This is a genomic window from Planctomyces sp. SH-PL14 (genome assembly GCF_001610835.1).
In the GTDB taxonomy this organism is placed as follows: Bacteria; Planctomycetota; Planctomycetia; order Planctomycetales; family Planctomycetaceae; genus Planctomyces_A.
This window is the reverse complement of sequence record NZ_CP011270.1, coordinates 6,031,727-6,050,971: the sequence shown is the minus strand read 5'-3', so window position 1 is coordinate 6,050,971 and position 19,245 is coordinate 6,031,727. Positions and strand designations below refer to the sequence as shown.

General features: G+C 66.5%; 14 protein-coding genes. 9 read left to right on the top strand and 5 right to left on the bottom strand.

What is annotated here, in order from left to right:
- Window positions 1-2: 2 nt before the first annotated feature.
- A complete protein-coding gene (locus tag VT03_RS23215; protein WP_075095207.1) occupies window positions 3-413 on the bottom strand; it encodes a hypothetical protein in 411 nt (136 codons plus the stop codon).
- 168 nt (window positions 414-581) lie between these two features.
- Window positions 582-2,108 carry a hypothetical protein gene (locus VT03_RS23210; protein WP_075095206.1) on the bottom strand — a complete coding sequence of 509 codons (1,527 nt, stop codon included), beginning with the start codon at window positions 2,106-2,108 and terminating at the stop codon, window positions 582-584.
- Window positions 2,109-2,744: 636 nt separating this feature from the next.
- Here VT03_RS23210 and VT03_RS23205 point away from each other — a divergent pair.
- The 4 genes from VT03_RS23205 (at window position 2,745) to VT03_RS23190 (ending at window position 7,506) form a co-directional block, all read left to right on the top strand.
- On the top strand, window positions 2,745-3,470 hold the full coding sequence (locus VT03_RS23205) for a hypothetical protein (RefSeq protein WP_075095205.1): 726 nt from the start codon (window positions 2,745-2,747) through the stop codon (window positions 3,468-3,470).
- A 115-nt stretch (window positions 3,471-3,585) separates the two neighbouring features.
- Window positions 3,586-4,767 (top strand): hypothetical protein, encoded by a 1,182-nt coding sequence (locus tag VT03_RS23200; protein ID WP_075095204.1) that lies wholly within the window; start codon window positions 3,586-3,588, stop codon window positions 4,765-4,767.
- A gap of 28 nt (window positions 4,768-4,795) precedes the next feature.
- A complete protein-coding gene (locus tag VT03_RS23195) occupies window positions 4,796-5,989 on the top strand; it encodes a hypothetical protein (RefSeq protein WP_075095203.1) in 1,194 nt (397 codons plus the stop codon).
- 356 nt (window positions 5,990-6,345) lie between these two features.
- Window positions 6,346-7,506, top strand: coding sequence for a prenyltransferase/squalene oxidase repeat-containing protein (locus VT03_RS23190; protein ID WP_231870496.1), 1,161 nt, complete (start codon window positions 6,346-6,348; stop codon window positions 7,504-7,506).
- A 473-nt stretch (window positions 7,507-7,979) separates the two neighbouring features.
- On the opposite strand, the gene VT03_RS23185 is transcribed toward VT03_RS23190, so the two are convergent.
- The gene (locus VT03_RS23185; RefSeq protein WP_075095202.1) at window positions 7,980-9,527 is read right to left on the bottom strand and encodes a sulfatase-like hydrolase/transferase; all 1,548 of its coding nucleotides are present in this window, start codon (window positions 9,525-9,527) and stop codon (window positions 7,980-7,982) included.
- A 135-nt stretch (window positions 9,528-9,662) separates the two neighbouring features.
- Between VT03_RS23185 and VT03_RS23180 the strand changes: the two genes are divergently transcribed.
- The 5 genes from VT03_RS23180 to VT03_RS23160 all read left to right on the top strand — a co-directional run bounded on the left by VT03_RS23180 (window position 9,663) and on the right by VT03_RS23160 (window position 17,273).
- Window positions 9,663-10,061 (top strand): BlaI/MecI/CopY family transcriptional regulator, encoded by a 399-nt coding sequence (locus VT03_RS23180; RefSeq protein ID WP_075095201.1) that lies wholly within the window; start codon window positions 9,663-9,665, stop codon window positions 10,059-10,061.
- Between the two features lie 5 nt (window positions 10,062-10,066).
- Window positions 10,067-12,349 carry a M56 family metallopeptidase gene (locus tag VT03_RS23175; protein WP_075095200.1) on the top strand — a complete coding sequence of 761 codons (2,283 nt, stop codon included), beginning with the start codon at window positions 10,067-10,069 and terminating at the stop codon, window positions 12,347-12,349.
- A 273-nt stretch (window positions 12,350-12,622) separates the two neighbouring features.
- Window positions 12,623-14,203: a hypothetical protein gene (locus tag VT03_RS23170; protein WP_075095199.1), complete on the top strand. Its 1,581-nt coding sequence runs from the start codon at window positions 12,623-12,625 to the stop codon at window positions 14,201-14,203.
- Window positions 14,200-15,801: a DUF1549 domain-containing protein gene (locus tag VT03_RS23165; protein WP_075095198.1), complete on the top strand. Its 1,602-nt coding sequence runs from the start codon at window positions 14,200-14,202 to the stop codon at window positions 15,799-15,801. The genes VT03_RS23170 and VT03_RS23165 overlap by 4 nt, the downstream gene beginning before the upstream one ends.
- A 119-nt stretch (window positions 15,802-15,920) precedes the next feature.
- Window positions 15,921-17,273: a DUF1501 domain-containing protein gene (locus tag VT03_RS23160; protein WP_075095197.1), complete on the top strand. Its 1,353-nt coding sequence runs from the start codon at window positions 15,921-15,923 to the stop codon at window positions 17,271-17,273.
- A gap of 337 nt (window positions 17,274-17,610) precedes the next feature.
- Here the strand turns inward: VT03_RS23160 and VT03_RS23155 are convergent, their stop codons facing one another.
- On the bottom strand, window positions 17,611-18,039 hold the full coding sequence (locus VT03_RS23155) for a hypothetical protein (RefSeq protein WP_156514707.1): 429 nt from the start codon (window positions 18,037-18,039) through the stop codon (window positions 17,611-17,613).
- A 139-nt stretch (window positions 18,040-18,178) separates the two neighbouring features.
- On the bottom strand, window positions 18,179-19,135 hold the full coding sequence (locus VT03_RS23150; protein WP_075095195.1) for a DUF1559 domain-containing protein: 957 nt from the start codon (window positions 19,133-19,135) through the stop codon (window positions 18,179-18,181).
- Between the last annotated feature and the right edge of the window lie 110 nt (window positions 19,136-19,245).

Here is a 19,245-nt window from a genome sequence, read left to right as displayed (position 1 = left end):
CCCTACTTCAATGTCCCCTTTGAGCCGGCTGCATACATCGCTGAAATCAAGATCCCAATGACGAACGAGGGCAACCACAAAACCACGAGTTCCTGATGGGCGACAAGCGGATCCTGCGACAACCAGTAGCGATGTGCATACGGCGACAACTCGCGGAGACTGAACCACGCCACGACTGACCCCGCAAACACGATCACAGTGTTGGCGGCAAATGGAACCTGGGATCTCACTGCATACGTCGCCCATCCGCTCGCCGACAGAACGGATGAGCTGCTGATGGCCACCAAGATCATTGACCGCCACCACAGTCGATTGGACAACAGAACAGCATCCGGGACGGTCTGACGGAAGACGATGATTCCGGTGATGACCGAGACCACAGGCCCAAGAAACACTCCGATGACTGCCAGCAATCCGTAGGCACGAAGCCCCCGAGCTACGTCAGTTCGGGCCGATGACAAATCATCCACCGCGACACTCCATATCGTCTCGGGCGAGATCTTGGCAGTTTCCGCGCATCCAATGGCAAAGGGCGTCCACACACGTTGAACGCCCTTGCCACATCGTCGCGGGAACCTTGACTACGAAGTCAGCGCCGACCGGGTCCGATCGATCAGGTTGCTGTCGCGGTCGCCGGTCCCCTTGAGGTTGAAGACGGCCAGCGCCAGGAACTGGTTCCGCAGTGCCGGGCTGACATGATGGAAGTCTTCCAGGACCGCGGAGCTGAACTTGTAGTCGTGGGCGTCGCGGCCCTTCTGGAAGATCAGGCGGCGGGCGGCGTCGATGACCGACTTCGCATCGCCCCCCTGCGCCAGGTAGTCGTGCAGCTTGCGTCCGGCCCGCAGGCGGTCGGACGAGATGTCGCTCAGGATCTCTTCGACGGTGAACGGTCCGCCGGAGACGCCCCCCTGCGGGGCGACGTCTTCGATCCGCAGTTCGGCCAGCTTGCCGCGGCCGGACGCCGCGTCGCGGAACATGGCGTTGAACGAGCAGGCCTGGAGGACGAGCCGCTGGCGGAGGACTTCATCGTCCTTCACGTTCCGCCAGATGTAGTGGACGGCGTTGGCGGTCGTCAGCCCGTGCAGGCCGACGATCCCCGGCTGCCGCATCAGGAGCTCGCCCGCTCCCAGGAAGATCCCGTCCCACACGCTGGCGAGATCGGCTCCCGACTTCAAGACGTCGACCGCCGCCTTCGAGGCTTCAACCGGCGACGCGGTCCGCATCGTCCAGATCAGGTCGCGGCTTGCGGCGGCGTCGACTCGACCCGGCTCCCACGTCCCGACCGCCAGGCCGGCGTTCTGCCGCCAGGGGCGGTCCGCCTCCAGGTCGCTCTGGCCGGGGTTCGGCTCGTTGCCGTGCGAGAGCATCGCAAAGGCGAGCGAGCGGAGGATCGGCTCGGCGTGGTCCCAGCCGATGACTTCGAGCGTCCGCCAGGCGTTGGCGAGGAAGATCGCCTTGTGGCCGATCGACCGGAAGTCGCGGGCGGCGTAGCGGGCGAACTGGTGGAAGATCTCCTGCGGCTTCAGCGACCGGACGAGGCCGGCGGTCGCGGCGTCCGCCTTCTCGACGTCCCACTGGTCCATCGCCTCGGTGAACTGGGCGACGGCGGCCGGTCCCTTCGGCACGCGGGATTCGTTGACGGCCGGCATCTGCCAGCCGGTCTTGGACTTCTCTTCGGCCTGGGCGGACTTGAAGTAGTCGATGGCCCAGAAGATCGGGAGCCAGCGTTCGTTCTCCGGTCCGGCCATCGCGGCGAGGTGGCAGGAGTTGACGACGAGGACGCTGTGGAACTTGAACCCGACCGATGGCCGGGGCTGAACGTTGCGGATGCCGGCGAGCTGGAGGGCGGCCAGGACCTGGGCGTAGGTGGCGCCGCCGCGGATCTGTTGCGAGACCTGTTCGAGGACCCGTTCGCGGGGGGTCTCTTCGAGGAGGCGGACGAGCGGTTCGATGTCGGGCTGGAAGGTCACGCGTCCGCCGCTCGCCTTGAGCTCATCGGCGGAGGCGACCGGCAGGCGGCCGAGGAATCCCCAGTCTGCGGCGGACCACGCCATGCCACCGAGCGCGGTGGACTTCAGGAACTGACGACGACTGTTCGAATCGGTCATAGATCTCCTCCAGGTTTCGAGCGCTCCGCCCGGCTCCTGCACCCGCGCCGCCGTCCCTGCGGGTATCGAAGACCCTTCGGGGACGAAAGGGGGATGCCGCGAGGGAGATCGCCGCACACACCATCGTGGACTGCTTGCGGGGTCATTGTAGCCGGGGCCGACCGGGAAGTGACCTCTGATGGGAGGAATTGAGGGAAGAGGAGGAGGGACTGGAACCGTGTTCTTGCCGGCGCGACCTCCATAGCTCAAACCCAACGTGCGACGGCAGCCGGGGTCAAGGGCCAGAAAAACAACACAGACCCTTGCCGCCGGAGGCACTCCTGTGAGGAACCGTGGTACACAACGGACGTCCCCTTTGTGGTACCGGCGTTGAGGACTCACCGCTCGCCCTGGAATCCCCGCGGGTTGGTGAGGGGCATACGGCACGGTGTCCGCGCTTGGATACTCTCTCCTTCAGACAGTGTCCGACGGCCAGGCCTCCGGCGGGCAAAGGGGCGTTGCCCCTCTGCACTCCCCACCAGGGGTACCCCCTGGACCCCGGCTAGGCTTCGTCCTCCTCCACACCCGCTCTTGCTCCGAACACATCCGGCATGCGACCATGCCCCCTCAATCGGGTCCCAAAACGGAGGTGGGCAAATGCGACGGATGCTTCTGACGTCGATGGTGTGCGGCGCGGCGATCGCGGCGGGCGGCGGCCTGCTGGGCTTCAGGACATCCCCCCTGATGGCAGACAATCCAAAGGACGAAGCGCGCAGCTCCGCCCCGGGCGAGCCGGACGGTATTCCTGCAAATCGCTCCGCGCCGGCGAAAGAGACAACCAACCGCCCCGAGGACCAGCCGAATCCTCGCGTCGTCATCCGCAAGGCGATCCCCCACGTCGTCTATGAGGATCGCCCCGTTGCGGGGATGAAGACACAGAAGGTCGCCGTCATCCGGGTCGCCTATGAAGACAAGAACCTGCCGCTTCCGACCAACCCCGAAGAGCTTGAGAAGTTGCGGGGCGAGCTCAAAGCCCTCCGTGAACAGCGGATCGACGCCCTCTCTCCCGAGGATCTGGTGAAGGAACTCGACGCGGAACGAGCCCATCAGCGGGAACAGGAGAGCTGGACGAAGCTCCAGGCCCTTCGGAAACAACTCAAGGACTTGATGACGGAGTACCCGGAAACGATGGCCGCCCGGAGCGCCATCGGGGCGGTTCAGATCATCCCCGAGACGGACCAGCCAATCGCCGCTGCCCCCGGCATGCCCGCAACATTCCCGTCCTCGCCGTACGTCCCATCGAACAGCCGCGGTATCCCGCCGACCACTGCGGTCCCTTTCCCGTCCGAGCCGGCGTCCGGAAACCGGTTGCCGACCTATTGAGGCGACCGCGCAGAGCCTCGCCGCGAGCCGGCGAGGCCGCCGCTGCCGAACGATCGAGTGGGATGCGTCCGCCGACAGGAGTCACGGCGACTTCAAAAACCGTTGCAGAGCCGCCATGTCCGCCGTCGCGCTCGATGGTCGTCGTGAGACCGGAACCGCTCCCCCGGGCTGGCGGTTCTTCGTCCTTCTGCTGTCGATCGCCTGGACCTCCGCGACACGAGCCGACGCCCCCGATGTCACGCTCGCGTCCGTCCGCGATCAGTACGAAGCCAGCCTCGCCCGGCTGAGCCGGCTCGAATGCACCATCCGCTTCGAGCAGAGGCCGCGCGAGCCTCACCCGCAGAACGCGACGGAGGCGGAGACAGAACAGGTCCCGCTCCATACCGTCTACACGCTCCTCGACGGCGATCGGTTTGCCCACGACGAGATCACCAAGAGCGACTCCGGGCGGACCGAGATCCGCCACTGGACCGGCTTCGACGGCTCCCACTACGGAGAGTGGTGGCACACCCTCGGACACAGTCAGGATCTCATTCCGCCGCTGAACGGCTACGCCGGCGTGGAGTCGCGCGATCCGCCCGTCCTGACGATCCGCAATCTGCTGGGATCGCCGATCCTCCAGACCATCACGCTCTCGACCATCCTCCAGGATCCGGAGACCGTTCTCGAACAGGTCGAGGAGGTGGAGGGCGCGCCGTGCGCGAGGATTCGCTCGGGGACGATGAGACTCCCCGAGGGGAGCCGTCACCAGTTCCAGATCGTCGCCTGGCTCGATCTGTCGCACGGCGGACTTCCCCGCCGGCTGGACTACGTCGACCCGGAATGGATCCCCGCGGCCAACTCACCCACCTCCGTGAACGAGTGGCGGCTCACCGTTTCGGAGTTCCAGAACCTGACGGAGGACTCGGACCACGCCACGTGGCTTCCGCGACGGGGGGCGAAACGGCTTCGCTATGAGAACTGGTCGATCCGCGTCGAGGAGGCTCGGCTCCCCGAGATCCTTCCGATCGAACGCTTTCGTCCGGCGTTCCAGCCGGGGACCCGGGTGCAGGACGATCTCGGCGGCCACTCCATCGTCGGCGGCCCCGAGGGGGAGCGTCTCCACGCCGAACAGCGAGAACGCTATCAGGCGGTCCTGAAGGAAGTGCAGGCCCGCAACCGCGCCAGGAGCGAGCGGCCCGGTTCGGCATCCGGAAAGGCTCCCGACGCGCCGTCGTTCCCTCCCTGGACTCTCGTCCTGTGCGGAGGGCTCGGTGTGCTGGTCCTGTGGAAGTTCGCGACCCGGTCGGCGAACTGAGTGGCCCGTCGAAGAGGATCCCGCGTCTATGCTCTCGACCGTCGCCGCACCGGATTGCCCTTCGGGTCCTCGCACCGCCGCATCGACCGGACGGCTCGCGACGTTCCTTCTGCTCTGTCTCCTCTTCCCCTCCGTCGCCCCGGCGGCCGAGCCAACCGGAACCACGCTCGCCCAGGTGCGGGAGGCCTACGAGGCCAGCCTCGTCCGGTTGAGCCGGCTGGAGTGCGTCGTTCATTATGAAAAGGCGCGTCGCGAACCACTTCCTCCGAACTTCATGGAGCCGGGGTTGGAGCTCGGCACGCGGTTCGATGTCCGCTCGCTCCTCGATGGAGACCGCTTCGCCCATGCGGAACACGGGAGAAGCGACACCGGCCGGACCGAATGGGACCACTGGATCGGCTTCGACGGCAAGCATCACGGAGAATGGTGGCACACGACGCGACACAGCCTGAACTGGCTCCAGCCGCCGACCGGCTCCATCAGCTTCCAGCCTCGGGACCGGCACCTCCTGACAATCCGCGATCTCCTGGGGCTACGAATCTGGGAGAAGACGTCTCTTTCGTCGGTCCTCGCCGATCCGATGACGGAGCTGGAGGAGGCCGGGATGTACGGAGGGTCCCCCGCCGCGCGGATCCGCTCGGGAGCGATCCGGGGGGAGCAGGGGAGCGGTCCCCGCTACCAGATCGCGGCGTGGCTCGACCTGGCGCAGGGCGGGCTGCCGTCGCGGATCGAGTTCATCGACCTGAACTGGTCTCCCCTCTCCGGCTCCGCCACGTCGGGCTGGGAGTGGCAGCTCACGGTCCGCGAGTTTCAGAACCTGGCGGCCGAAGGGGAGGCTCCGGTCTGGCTCCCCCGCTCCGCCGTCCGGGAGTCGAACCACGAGACCTGGCCGATCCAGGTCGATGACGCGCGGCTGCCCGACTCGGTCGACATCGAACAGTTCCAACCGGCGTTTCCGTCCGGGACTGCGGTGACGGCGGAAACGCGTCCCGACTTCATCGCCGGAGGCGAAGAAGGGCGACGACTCTACGACAAGCTGCACGACAACTTCCAGGTGATGATGGCGGAGCGGCGGGCGAAGAGGCTGGCCGAACAGCAGGCCGCTCCTCCCGCGCCGCCGGACGATCCGCATCCGCCCCCTCTCCCCACCTGGGCCCTCGTCCTGTGCGGCGGCGGCGGTCTGATCGTCCTCTGGATCTTCGCCGTCCGGGGGAAGAGCTGAGAGGCGATGCCGTCCGTCTTCATGCCCCCTACACGTTCGCCGGAATCGCTACCGCTCCGGCTCGGTCGGTCGAGCGACCGAAGAATCGCCACCCCCGGCCAATCGTTCGCCCCCTGGCGGGGAGCGGCGGAGCCGTCGCGAGGGATTGCCGGGGAATCCCGGTGATCCGGCGGGCGGCACATCCTTTGCCGCTTGAGTTTTTCGCGGGGCGCGACCATGGTGGCAACGTCCGTCGCGAGGCAAACACCTCCCCAGGGTGCCTCGCCTCCGGCCGGTGCTCGCCGTCGTCGCGGCCTCGCGCTGTCCCGCGTCTCTGTTGCTCTTCCCTCTCCTCCTGCTGGATTCGAAGGCGAACGATGAAGTGGCTTCCCCGCGCTCTCTGTCTGCTGAGTGCCCCGGTTCTTGTGAGCTCCGTGTCCCTCAACGCCGTGTGCCTCCTCGCTCCGTCTCCCGCGGCAGCGGCCGATCTCGGTCCCGACGCGGCGAAGGTCGCCAAGGCCAAGAGCGACGGTATCGCGTTCCTGAAGAAGACGCAGGCCGAGGACGGCACCTGGACCTCTCCGCAGGCGCTCGGCATCTCGGGCCTCGTGACCTATGGCCTCCTGACCGCCGGCGTCCCGGCCGATGATCCGGTCGTCGCCAAGGCGCTGAAGAAACTCGCCGATTCCGCCCAGGCGGACGGCCGGATCTCTCCGCCGAACGGCCGCATCCCGGCCTATGAGACGGCGATCGCCATGATGGCTCTTTCGGCGGCGAACAAGTCGGGACAGTACACCGACATCATCACCAAGGGGGACAAGTTCCTCCGCGGGATTCAGTTCGACGAGTCGAAGCAGGTCGAGAAATCCGATCCGCGGTACGGCGGTGCGGGATACGGTCCCAATGGGGGGCGGCCGGACCTGTCGAACACGACCTTCTTCCTGGAGGCGCTGCAGGCGGCGGGAGCCAAGTCGGACGATCCGGCCGTGCAGCGGGCGGTGGTGTTCGTGTCGCGGTGCCAGAATCTGGAGAGCGAGCACAACACGTCGCCGGACGCAGCGAAGATCAATGACGGCGGGTTCTTCTACTCGATTTCGAGCGGCGGGCAGGGGAATTCCGCGGCCGGTCGCGGCAGCGAAGGGGGGCTGCGGTCGTATGGGAGCATGACCTATGCGGGCTTCAAGAGCCTGCTGTATGCGGGGGTCGATAAGGACGATAAGCGGGTGAAGGCGGCGCTGGAGTGGATCCGCAAGAACTACACGGTGAAAGAGAACCCGGGGATGGAGAACAGCGGGCTCTACTATTACTACTACCTGTTCTCGAAGGCGCTCACGGCTTCGAAGATCGACATGCTGGAGGATGCGGAGGGGAAGAAGCACGACTGGCGGAAGGAGCTGGCGGAGCACCTGTTGTCGACGCAGAAGGAGAACGGGAGCTGGGTGAACAGTCAGACGGACCGTTGGTTTGAGGGGGATCCGAATCTGGTGACGGCGTATGTGCTCGTGGTGCTGACGAACTGCGAAGCGAAAGCCGAGTAAGAACGTCAACCCACTTCACCGCCCCCAGCCCACGACCTCACCGCCGTTCCACCTCACCGGGGTCCAGGGGGTAACCCCTGGTGGGGAGTGCAGAGGGGCAACGCCTCTTTGCCCGCCGGAGGCCTGGCCGTCGGGAGATGTCTGAAGGAGAGAGTGTCCAAGCGCGGACACCGTGCCGGATGCCCCCTCACCAACCCGTGGCGATTGCAAAGCCAGCGGTGCGGTGTAGAGGAGCTCTCACACCAGGAAGTCCCGGAGGGACGGCCGAAAATAGCCCACCCTTTCAAGGGTGGGTTGGCGGCCCGCATCTCGATCGCGCAGTCCCGTCAGGGACGAAAGAATCCGATCGGCAAGACGCGAAGATTGGTTGTTGACCGGGCCTCTTTCGTCCCTGACGGGACTCGACAACGGCGCTTCCCTGTCCCCCCCGTTGAAACGGGGGGCTATTTTCTGTCGTCCCTACCGGGACTTTCTCATCGCGCTTTGCCCGCCGCGCGTCTCATCGGCGGCCCGGGGACCGGCGGCAGATCATCCCCCGGCTGATTCGAAAACCGATACGGGTCGTTGAGCCGCCGCATCTCGGCCAGCAGCAATCCCCGCATTTCTTCCAGCTTCGCCGCATGCTGCGGATCGCCGGCCAAGTTCGTCTGCTGCGGTTCCGGGCTCGAGCCGACCAGCCGAACGGTCTCCGCCTCCCGGTGCTGCGGGAGCAGTTCTTCGGGATTCGACTCAAGCTGAAAGAGTTGTGTCTCCCGAACGCCCCGATCGGCGGCTTCATACTCAATGAGCTTCCAATCGCCGTGCTTCAGGGAGCGAATCCCCGGCTTCGCCCCGCCGCTGTAGGCCCCGTAGAGAACGTCGCGGATCGTCGGCTGACGCCCTTCGAGGGCCGGCCGCATACTCAGCCCTTCATTCGTCTCCGGCGGCTCAATTCCCGCGAAGTCGCAGAGCGTCGCCAGAACGTCGAGCAGATAGACATTCCCCTGCACGCGCCGCCCGGCGGGAATCCCCGGCCCGGCGACGACGAACGGAACCCGCCACGTGTGCTCGTAGAGGTTCTGCTTCCCCATCAGCCCATGCCGGCCGATCGACATCCCGTGGTCGGCGGTGTAGACGATGTAGGTGTTGTCGAGTTCGCCCATCTCCTGGAGCCGCTCGAGAACGCGACCGATCTGAATGTCGATGTTCTCGCTGCAGGCGTACTGACGTCCGATCTCGTTGCGGACGCTCGCCTCGTCCCGCCGCCGCCAGACGCCGCTCACCGCGATCTCGTCCCGGACTTCGGAGTCGGTCGTGTTGAAGGGATGGCGCGGCAGGTAATTCACCGGCAGCGATGGCTGGTGCGGGTGCAGCGGCGGAGGTGCGTTTTCATCGGTGTGGTTCACGGCGCCGTAGCGGGCCAGGAGCTCAGGCGTCCCGTCACGGGTGTCGTGCGGGTGGGAGAAGCCGAAGTCGATCAGGAACGGCCGCTCGTCCTTCGCCGCCTGCCGGTCGCGGAGGTAGTCGAGGACGCGGTCCGCGTGCCAGGCGCTCCCCCCATCGACGGTCCCTTCCCGCTTCGTCTCATCGTGGCGGACCGTGAACTGCCGGTTGGCCGCCTCGTAGCTGTTCCCCTGCTTGCAGGTCCGCATCGTGGCATAGCCCGCGCGGTTGAAGACGGCCGGGATCGTCTGGAGCTCCAGGTGCGACGGCGAAGTCTTCGCCCCGAACGGCGCGGGAGGCAGATGCCATACGGTCCGTCCGCTCATGATCATGTGCCGCGACGGCATGCAGACCGCCCCGCTGAACGAGCCCATGTGATACGCCCCGTCGACCACCACGCCGCGGGCGGCCAAGCGGTCGATGTTCGGCGTCCGCAGCGTCGAGCGGGGGTTGTAGAGCCGCAGGTCAAACGGCGACTGATCGTCGACGAGGATGAACAGGATGTTCGGCCGCTTCGCCGGAGCCTCGGCCGCTGACAACGTCCGCCCCCAACCACTCCCGAGCGACAGCACCACCAGCAGCGCCAGCATCCGCCTCATGTCTCTCTCCCGACGTCATCGGCCTCTCGCGCCCTACTCTAAACGCTCCGCGCCCAACACTCGACGCTCTACAATCGGGACTGAATGCTCTTGCGTTCGAATTCTATAGTATTAGAATGCCCGTCGAGGTGACCGATGGCGCGCGTCCGTGGGCAACATCCGACCGACCGGGAAATGGAGATCCTGCAGATCCTGTGGGACCGGACGGATGCCTCACTGAGTGAAATTCGCGAAACGCTGTCGCAGGACCGGCCGGTGGCCGCCACGACCGTCGCGTCGATGCTGAAGATCATGTCGGATAAGGGTCAGGTGGAGCGGACCGCGGACCGTCGCTGGAAAGCGATCCTGTCGCGGCGAAGCACGGGCGAGGGATTGCTCGACCGATTGCTGAACACAGTCTTTGACGGGTCGGCCCAACGTCTGGTGGCCCATCTGGTGGAATCGCATCCGCTGAGCACGGCGGAAGTGGAAGAGTTGAGGAAGTTGCTGGATGAGCATTCGGGTCGCTCATCCTCCCCCAAACCGCGCAGGTGAGAGTGATGTCGCTCTTTCCGTGGGTCTTGCCGGGTGGGTTTTCCCTCACCGGAGGACCGCTGCTTGTCCTGCTGTTGTGGCACATGCTCTGGCTCAGCACGCTCGTCGGCGTGGCCGGAGCCCTGCTGCGGGTCGCCATGCGCTCCGCCGGACCGGAGCTGCGATACCTGATCGCGCTCATGACGTTCGGCAGCCTGATCGGCGCCGCGGCGGTCGCGGTCACGCTGGCAGCCACGACGTCTCCGTCCGCTGTCATGTCCCCCGGACGAACCGCGTTCTTCAGCGCGATCTCCCTCCTCTGGCTGGGGGGCGTTCTCCTGTCGACCGGCACCCTTCTGTGCGGTCTGTGGGGGACGGTCCGACTGGGCCGCCGTGATTCCGGCGAGACACCCGCCCCGATCCTCGAAGCCTCGCGGCACTGGCAGGACGTTCTCCGGCTCTCGCACACGATCCGGGTTACTCTCAGTGACCGCGTCCGCGTCCCCTGCGCCATCGGCGTGCTGCATCCCGTGATCCTCCTCCCCCGCTCCGCCGCCGAATGGTCCCCGCGGCAGATCGACCACGTCCTGATCCACGAACTCGGACACATCCGCCGGCAGGATCTCCTCGTCATCTTCTGTCAGCGGCTGCTCGAGACCGCCTTCTGGTTCCACCCCGTCGTCTGGACCGTCTCACGTTGGCTCGACGAAGACCGCGAGCACTGCTGCGACGAGTTCGTCCTGGCCGTCACCCACGACCCGCACGACTACGCCGCTACGCTCCTGGCCCTGGCGTCCGCGCCCCAGCCGGCACTCCTGGCCGGGATCTCGCTCAATCAAAAACCCCTTCAGCTCCGCATCCGGCGGATCCTTTTCCGTGAGGAGTCGATGATGTTCCGTCCCCGCGCTCGCGAGATTGCCGCCGCCCTCCCCTGCGGCGCCCTCTGGTGCCTGCTCCTCCTCCCCGACGGCGCCGGCGCGGAACAACCCACAGCGGTCGTCGCCCAGCCAACGCCCCAGACCCTTCCCGACACGACGACGATCGAGTCGGTCCAGGCCTCGATGCTCCGGCGGGTCCTCATCGACCTGACCGGCCGGCAGCCGACCCCCCGGGAGTTCGAAGCCTACCTCGCGGGGAACAAGACTCTCGGCCAGATCGCCCAGGAGGCGACCGCCCTCAACAACCGCACCGCGGTCACGACCGAGATCGACAAGCGGCTCACGGAACTCGCTCGGATCGTCAAACGGAACTGGGGCCCCGAGCAGGTGATCGGCGCCCCTGATACCGCGATCGCCGGAGATCAGATCACCGCCTGGGCCTCGCTCTCGCAGGACGGCCAGGAGGAATGGCTGATCTGCGACTTCGGCAAGGAGGTCGCCGCCGCCACGGTCCGGGTCCATGAGACTTATAACCCCGGCTCGCTGATCAAGATCACGTTCCTCGACGAGAAGAACGAAGAGACCCTGGCCTGGGAAGGGGAAGACCCCACCCCCCGCGACCAGCCGAAGGGGATCTCGATCATCCCGGTAAACCCCGAGAAGCCGGTCAAGCGGATCAAGCTCTACTTCGACTCCGTCGCCTTCCCCGGCTGGAACGAGATCGACGCCGTCGGACTCGCCGACGCCGACGGGACGATCAACTGGACCGTCGCCGCGACCGCCAGCACGACCTTCGCCGAACCGGCCGGCTCATCCACAACGCCGGACCTCGCCTCCTGGGGCCCGGCCCAAGCCGCCGGCGAGCCGAACACGCCGCAGGCGGGGGACGCCATCACCGCCTGGGCCTCGGCCTCCGTCGACGGGCAGGAAGAGTGGTTGATCTGCAACTACGCTGCCTTGCAGCAACCGACGGAAATCGTCATCCACGAAACCTACAACCCCGGAGCGGTCACCAAGATCACCGCCTTCGACGAGGACGGAACGGAGCATATCGCGTGGGAAGGGGAAGACCCCACCCCCCGCGACCAGCCCCGCGGCGTCTCGGTCTTCCCGGTGAAGCTCGCCTTCCCGACGAAGCGGATCAAGGTCTACATCGACTCCGTCTCCGTGCCGGGCTGGAACGAGATCGACGCCGTCGGCCTGCGAAACGCCGAAGGTCAGACCGCCTGGGCCGCCGAGGTCGAAGCGAGCTCCACCTACGCCACCCTGGTCGGAGGCGGGGTCCCCACGACGACGTTTATCAACGTCCCGGCGGTCGACTACCAGAAGATGGAAATGGAGATCCAGGAACTGAAGCAGGCGGTCCAGGAACTCAAGGGACTGCGGGATGAGATCCAGGAAATCAAGGAGCTGCTGAAAAAGATGCAGTGAGTTCTCAGTGATCAGTCGTCAGTTTTCAGTTGCCTTGGAAGGACGCCGAAGGCGTCAAACAACCTAGCCTGGGGCAACGCCCCAGGAACGATCGGCGCGACCGATCCCAAGCCCTGAAGGGGCGCAACAACCCCGACATTGTGTCGCCCCTTCAGGGCTCACGGACGACAGCCGCCAACCTGGGGCGTTGCCCCAGGCTGGAATGTATCACCCCTTCAGGGTGTGGAGAAAACGGCCGACCATCAACTCAGCGACCCACTGACAACTCCTCCCATGAACACCCGGCTCTCTCTGCTCGCGATCGTCGCCGCGCTGTTCGCTCTTCCTACCGGGAAGGCGGGGGCGGGAGAGGACGACGCTCACCTCACGGATCTCACGATTCGTGACGGCAATGACACGATCCATGTCCGTGTCGAAGCGGTCCTGAACGGAGTCCCGTGGCGGGAACACGTCCGCCAGACCCGACAGGGTCAGGTCGCGGCCCTGTTCCAGCAGCTCGACGGAGACGGCGACGGGTTCCTCTCGCGGGCCGAGGCCAAACGGTTCCCGTCGCCGGGGGGACTGATCCCGCGGCTGGGGGACACGGAGCAGCACGTCGCCTTCAACTACCTCGTCCTGGACGCCGACCGGGATGGCAAGGTCTCCCCGGAAGAGATGTCCCGATACCTCCTCCGGTTCCTCGGCCGGCCGCTCGTCTCGACCACCGTTCCGGCCGGCCGCAAGAGCGGCGGAAGCCGCGACGATCTCTTCTCCCGGCTCGATGCCGATCGCGACAGCCGGCTGACCGCGGAGGAGGCGGTGGCCGTCACCGCCCTGTGGGGGCTCGACCGCGACGGCGACCGCGTGCTGGCTGGAGACGAGCTCACCAAGCCGAGCGCAAGCTTTACGGGACAGGAGTTCGTGGCCGAACCGCTCCGCCGCGCCGCACCTCAGGAAGGCCTCACGGTCGCACTCGCCTCGACCGACTCAGCCACCACAACATCGGCCGCGCCTCCGGCAGACCTCGTCCTCCGGTTCGAACTCACGGAACAGTCAGTGAACGGATCCTCGCCGGTCCGTATCGTCGCCAACCGGCTCCCGACGGAAGGCGAGGGACGCGTGCAGGTCGAGACCGGGCCGGACGCTCTCGATCTGCGGATCGGCGGGCACCTCGTCGAGTTCCGCCTCGTGCCGTCGATGTTTCGCCGGCAGGAGCATCTCGCGGAGGCGATCGTCCGCCAGTTCGACGCCGCGGCCGAGGAAGACCTCGGCGGGATCCGCGATGCCGCCAGCCTCCCGCAACCGCTGCGGAACCTCTTTCCCGTCGCCGACCACGATGGCGACGGCACGCTGACGCGAAACGAGCTGACCACCTGCGTCGCCGACTATGTCACGCGGTGGATGACGGCTGAGTCATCGCAACTGAAGCTGACCCTCTTCGCTCCCCGCAACGACCTGACCGGCCTGTGCGACGCCAACCTGGACGACCGCCTCAGCCCCCGCGAACTGGCCCGTCTCGTCCCGCTGCTGTTCGGATCGCAGCCTGCCTCCCCGGCCCCGATCGATCGCAAGGCCCTCCCCTCCCTGACGCGGATCGTCCTTCAGCGCGGGCCGTTCGCCACTGAAGGGACGTCCCTTCCCGAAGGGGGCCCGCCGTGGTTCGTCCGGGCGGACCGGAACCACGACGGCGACCTCGACGCGGGTGAGTTCCTCGGCGACGCCGACCTGTTCCGCCAGCTCGACCTCGACGGGAACGGCTGGCTCGACCTCGTGGAAGCGATCGCGGCCGACCAGAAGTTCCAGGCCATTGCGGCCGATCCCCTCGCTCCCGTCGCCCCCCCTGCCCTGGCGCCGGCGGAAGGAGAAATGCGATGAGACTTGCCGTGCTCGCCCATCGGCCGACGTCGCCGGTCCTCCGTACGCTCCTCTTCGGCCTCGGTCTCGTGGCTCTCGCGGCGCCGCCTTGCCGCGCGGCCGAGGAGGCAGTTCCGCCCCCCGAAGAGGTGAGCCGGGAGATCGACCGGATCTTCGAAGCGGCGTGGCAGAAGCAGGGGGTTGAGCCCGCCTCGCCGACCGACGACGCCTCGTTCCTCCGCCGGCTCTCGCTCGACCTGACCGGGATCATCCCCGAGGTGGGCGAAGTCCGCGCCTTCCTGGCCGACCCGCGGCCCGACAAGCGGGCCCGGAAGGTTGACGAACTCCTCGCCCGTCCCCGGCACGCCACACACCTGGCGAACCAGTGGCGGGAGATTCTGCTCCCCCGGAGTATCCCCGAATCGACGTCGCTGGCGTTCCAGAACTGGATGCAGACCCGCTTCCGCGAGGGGGTCGCGTACGACCAGTTCGTCCGCGAGATCCTGCTCACGTCGGGACCGCTCGCCAATGCTCCGCAGGGGCTCTACTTCGCGGCCCTCAACTCCAAGCCGTCGGAGCTCGCCGCCAGTTCGTCGCGGGTCTTCCTCGGCGTCCAGATCCGCTGCGCCGAGTGTCACGACCATCCCTTCACGGAGTGGAAGCAGGACGACTTCTGGGGCTACGCGGCGTTCTTCGCCCGGGTCCGCGGCCCCTCCGAGATGGGGGGCGCGGCCGACGTGACCGACGCGTCGAGCGGCGAGGTCCGGAACCCGACCACCAAGAAGACGGTTCCGCCGCGGTTCCTCGGCGTCGCCGCTGCCAAGATGGAGGCCGAGTCCAAGACAGAGAAGGGGTCGGCGAAGCTGGAGCCGCGGCGCAAGCAGATCGTCGACTGGATGACGGCCGACGGAAATCCCTACTTCGCGCGGGCCGCCGCGAACCGGGTCTGGAGCCTGCTCTTCGGCCGCGGCCTCGTGCATCCGGTCGACAATCTTGACGAGAACAATCCCCCCTCGCACCCCGAAGTCCTGAATCTACTGGCCGCGGACTTCGCGCGGTCCCATTTCGACCTGCAGCGGATGTTCCGGATCCTCGCGGGGACGAAGGTCTATCAGCTCGCCAGTTCCCCTCACGCAGAACCGGAGCGGCTCGCCGATTACGCCGTGATGCCGGTCCGGAGCCTTTCCGCCAAGCAGGTCTACGACTGCCTCGTCCAGGCGACCGGCCGCCGCCAGCCTGCCGCCGCGGACAATGGCCGCGTGCTGGAACAGCGGCTGGAGTTCCTGAAGCAGATCGAAGCCCCGACCCGCGAGCCGACCGACTTCCAGGGGGGGATCCCGCAGACCCTGACGATGCTGAACGGCCCCCTCGTGACGGAGCTCACGAGTTCCTGGTCCAGCGACCTCGTGGCGGCCCTCGAAGACAGTCCGTTCCTCTCGCGCGACGACCGGATCGACACGCTCTACCTCGCCACCCTGACCCGCCTCCCGGACTCGCGGCAGCGGGCCAGGATCGGCGAGTGGGTCGAGTCCCACGCCCAGAACGGCGACGCAACGCAGCCCCTCTCGGACCTCTTGTGGGGGCTCGTCAATTCGAGCGAGTTTGTGCTGAACAGGTAGGGAAGTTGTCAGTCGTCAAGTTCTCAGTTTTCAGTCACTGAGGGACGCCTGAGGCGTCAAACAAATCAGCCTGGGGCAACGCCCAGGGAACCAGTCCCGATTCCGTTGGGAGTCCTGCCATGAATCCCTTCTCCGATCTGATGCGTGTTCCCGCCGGGCGGCGGCGGTTTCTGTCCGGGCTGGCGGCGACGTTCGCCGGCGTCGGGATGGCTCCGTGGCTTCCGTCTCTTGCCAAAGCCGCGGCCGAAGCCGGGAAGCCGCGGCGGTGCATCCTCCTGTGGATGACCGGCGGACCATCGCAGACCGACACCTTCGACATGAAACCCGGCCACGCCAATGGCGGGACCTTCAAGGAGATCGCGACCTCCGCCCCCGGTCTGCGGTTCAGCGAGCACCTGCCGCGGCTCGCGAAGCAGGCGGAGCATCTCGCCGTCCTTCGCGGTCTCAGCACCGCCGAGGGGGACCACGGCCGCGGGACGTTCCTGATGCGGACCGGTCGCCGCCCTGAGGCGGAGATCCGTTATCCCACGCTCGGCTCGCTTCTCTCCAAGGAACTCGCCGCCGAGGAAGCCGCCCGCTCTCCGCTGCCCGACTATGTCAGCGTGAATCCGTTCCTCGAGTTCGACTCCTCCGCATACGAGTCGGGGTTCCTTGGTCCCCGCTATGCCCCGCTGACTGTTCGGCCCCGGCTGCAGACGGCCGACAGTGGTCCGTTTGCGGAGCTGGGAGTGGATCACCTTCGTCTCCCCGGCGGGGTTTCGAAGAAGAACGCGCGGGAGCGTCTTGATCTTCTCGGTTCACTGCAGGAGGAGCAGGTGGGGGTCAAGCCGACGGGGCCGCTGCTCTCGCACCATGCGACGCTCGAGCGGGCGATCCGGCTGATGAGCAGCGATGCGGGGAAGGTGTTCGATCTGTCGGACGAGCCGGCGGCGGTCCGGGAGAAGTATGGGCCGGGGACGTTCGGCCAGGGGTGTCTTCTGGCGCGGCGGTTGATCGAGCGGGGGGCGTCGTTCGTGGAGGTGTCGCTCGGGGACTCGGGGCGGTGGGACACGCACAATGACAACTTCAGTGCGGTCCAGCAGCTTTCCACAGAGCTTGATGCCGGGTGGGGTTCGCTGATGGAGGAGCTGGCGGACCGGGGGCTGCTGGAGTCGACGACGATTCTTTGGATGGGAGAGTTTGGCCGGACGCCGCAGATCAATGGGGGCGGGGGGCGGGATCATTATCCCGGGGCGTGGACGGCGGTTCTGGCGGGAGGTGGGATCCGGGGCGGGCAGGCTTATGGGCGGACGAGTGCCGACGGGATGACGGTGGAGGAGGGGAAGATTGGCGTGGGGGATCTGCTGGCGACGTTGTGCGGGGCGTTGGGGATCGACCCCAAGCGGCAGAACGTTTCCGATATCGGTCGTCCGTTCAAGATTGCGGAGGGGAAGCCGATTGCGGAGGTCGTGCGAACTCCCCCCGCGTCCTAGCCAGCACAGCGCTGACAGCTCAAACCCAACGTGCCACGGCAGCCTGGGGTCAAGGGGGCCTCGCCCCCTTGCCGCCGGAGGCACTTCCATGAGGAACCGTGGGACACAACGGACGTCCGCTTTGTGTCACCCGCGTTGAGGACTCCCCGCTCGCCTCGGAATCCCCGCGGGTTGGTAAAGGGGCATCCGACACGCTGTCCGCGCTTGGACACGCGCTCCTTCAGACATCTCTCGACGAGAGGGCCTCCGGCGGGCAAAGGGGCGTTGCCCCTCTGCACTCCCCACCAGGGGTGACCCCCTGGACCCCGGATCTCACGGTGCCCTGGGCGACTCTCACTCACTTCTTCTTTTTCTTCTCCACCACCACCTTGAACTCAAAGTGGTTCTTCCCCCCCTCCGTCACCTCCGCCGACAACGGCGTCTCCTCCACCGACGTATACTCCACCGGCACCGTATCCATCGGACCCGCCGGCTCCCCATCCAGACGCGGCGGCAACTGAATCGTCACCTTGTGCTGACCCAGCACCGCTCCATCCCCCGTCGAGTAAGTCGACAGTGAGAAAGACCCTCCCTCCACCAACCGGCCATCCGCCGGGTTCCCCTTCCCCCCCTGCGGATGAAACGTGATCGTCCCCTTCTCCAGGGGAACATCCCGATAGATCACGTTCCCCGTCACCCCCACCGTCTGCGGCAAACGGGGATCCCGCTTCTTTCCACATCCGCTCACCAGGAACGGGACAGTCAGGAGCGCGACGGCAACGGGCATCCGGCAGAACGAAAGCATGGCGGGGCGAAGGGATGGAGGATGGATCCCGATTGAACGGGATCCAGGAGAGGAAACGCCGCCCGGGTCGAACCTGGCCCACGTCCGACCGCGGACGGCTGAATCGAAAAGGTCAAGCGGTCTAGTAAGGAACGAACCCGCCCAGCGGCCGCGCGTCGCGGGGATGCCCCAGCTGCTGATAGGTCGGCAGGTCGATGCTCTCGCTCACGAACTGGATGCTCCCGTCCGCCATCAGGACGTTCACGCCGCCGCCGTGAAAGCTGTTCGCCGTGATGTTCGCCGAGTAGCCGTGCTCCGTCGCCGTCCGCGCACCGAGCTTGCCGCCGTAGACGCGGACCGTGTAGTTCGGCCCCCGCTCGGTGCTCATCGCGACGTGCCAAGACGCCCACGAAGGCCAGGCATGGAACTCGGGGCTGACCTCGGCCACCGCCATCACGTTGCTCATGCCATCCACCAGGTCCCGCGGCATGAGCGGCGGACCGGTGCGGCGGTCCCACATCCCGTGCGGATAAGCGGAAGTCGTCAGCGGGATGTCGAAGGCGTAGCCGTTGATCCCCTTGTAGTGCGCCACTCCCAGCGGCTGGTCGCGGGGACAGGTCGCCTGCGGGAAGCACCAGTTGGACCACAGGTACGGATCGGTTGTCCGGCTCATCGGGCCGTAAGAATCGCTCGGACAGGTATAGGCCGGGATCGACTTGCGGGCGATCGAGAGGTTCGAAGGGGAGCCCGCGTTGTCGCTGATCGGCTTGTTGAAATCGACCTGGTCGTAGAGGGCCTTCTGGTCCATGTAGGGAAGGATCAGGACCATCCAGCTCATGCCGTTGAAGGCGGTCGTGCACGAGCCGCCGGACGGTCCGTTCGAGAAGCAGACGCTGCGGGGGAAGCAGGAGTGCGTCTCCAGGTAGTTGTGGAGCGCCAGGCCGATCTGCTTCATGTTGTTCTGGCACTGGCTGCGGCGGGCCGCCTCCCGGGCCTGCTGAACGGCGGGGAGCAGGATCGCCACCAGGACCGCGATGATCGCGATCACCACGAGGAGCTCAATGAGCGTGAAGCCGCGCGAACGGGAAAGCCGGGACATGGGAACAGACCCCAGAGACAACAACGGGATGGATGGGAACAATCGAAACGAGGCCTGAGACGGCCTGTCGGGAAACCCGAAACGGACTTGTGCGAGGAGCGCGCCGCGAA

Bases quoted from the DNA above. Each gene is read 5' to 3' on its own strand.
- VT03_RS23205 (WP_075095205.1), top strand. From the start codon at position 2,745: ATGCGACGGATGCTTCTGACGTCGATGGTGTGCGGCGCGGCGATCGCG.
- VT03_RS23190 (WP_231870496.1), top strand. From the start codon at position 6,346: ATGAAGTGGCTTCCCCGCGCTCTCTGTCTGCTGAGTGCCCCGGTTCTT.
- VT03_RS23170 (WP_075095199.1), top strand. From the start codon at position 12,623: ATGAACACCCGGCTCTCTCTGCTCGCGATCGTCGCCGCGCTGTTCGCT.
- VT03_RS23175 (WP_075095200.1), top strand. From the start codon at position 10,067: ATGTCGCTCTTTCCGTGGGTCTTGCCGGGTGGGTTTTCCCTCACCGGA.
- VT03_RS23210 (WP_075095206.1), bottom strand. From the start codon at position 2,108: ATGACCGATTCGAACAGTCGTCGTCAGTTCCTGAAGTCCACCGCGCTC.
- VT03_RS23150 (WP_075095195.1), bottom strand. From the start codon at position 19,135: ATGTCCCGGCTTTCCCGTTCGCGCGGCTTCACGCTCATTGAGCTCCTC.
- VT03_RS23180 (WP_075095201.1), top strand. From the start codon at position 9,663: ATGGCGCGCGTCCGTGGGCAACATCCGACCGACCGGGAAATGGAGATC.
- VT03_RS23195 (WP_075095203.1), top strand. From the start codon at position 4,796: ATGCTCTCGACCGTCGCCGCACCGGATTGCCCTTCGGGTCCTCGCACC.
- VT03_RS23160 (WP_075095197.1), top strand. From the start codon at position 15,921: ATGAATCCCTTCTCCGATCTGATGCGTGTTCCCGCCGGGCGGCGGCGG.
- VT03_RS23185 (WP_075095202.1), bottom strand. From the start codon at position 9,527: ATGAGGCGGATGCTGGCGCTGCTGGTGGTGCTGTCGCTCGGGAGTGGT.
- VT03_RS23200 (WP_075095204.1), top strand. From the start codon at position 3,586: ATGTCCGCCGTCGCGCTCGATGGTCGTCGTGAGACCGGAACCGCTCCC.
- VT03_RS23165 (WP_075095198.1), top strand. From the start codon at position 14,200: ATGAGACTTGCCGTGCTCGCCCATCGGCCGACGTCGCCGGTCCTCCGT.
- VT03_RS23155 (WP_156514707.1), bottom strand. From the start codon at position 18,039: ATGCCCGTTGCCGTCGCGCTCCTGACTGTCCCGTTCCTGGTGAGCGGA.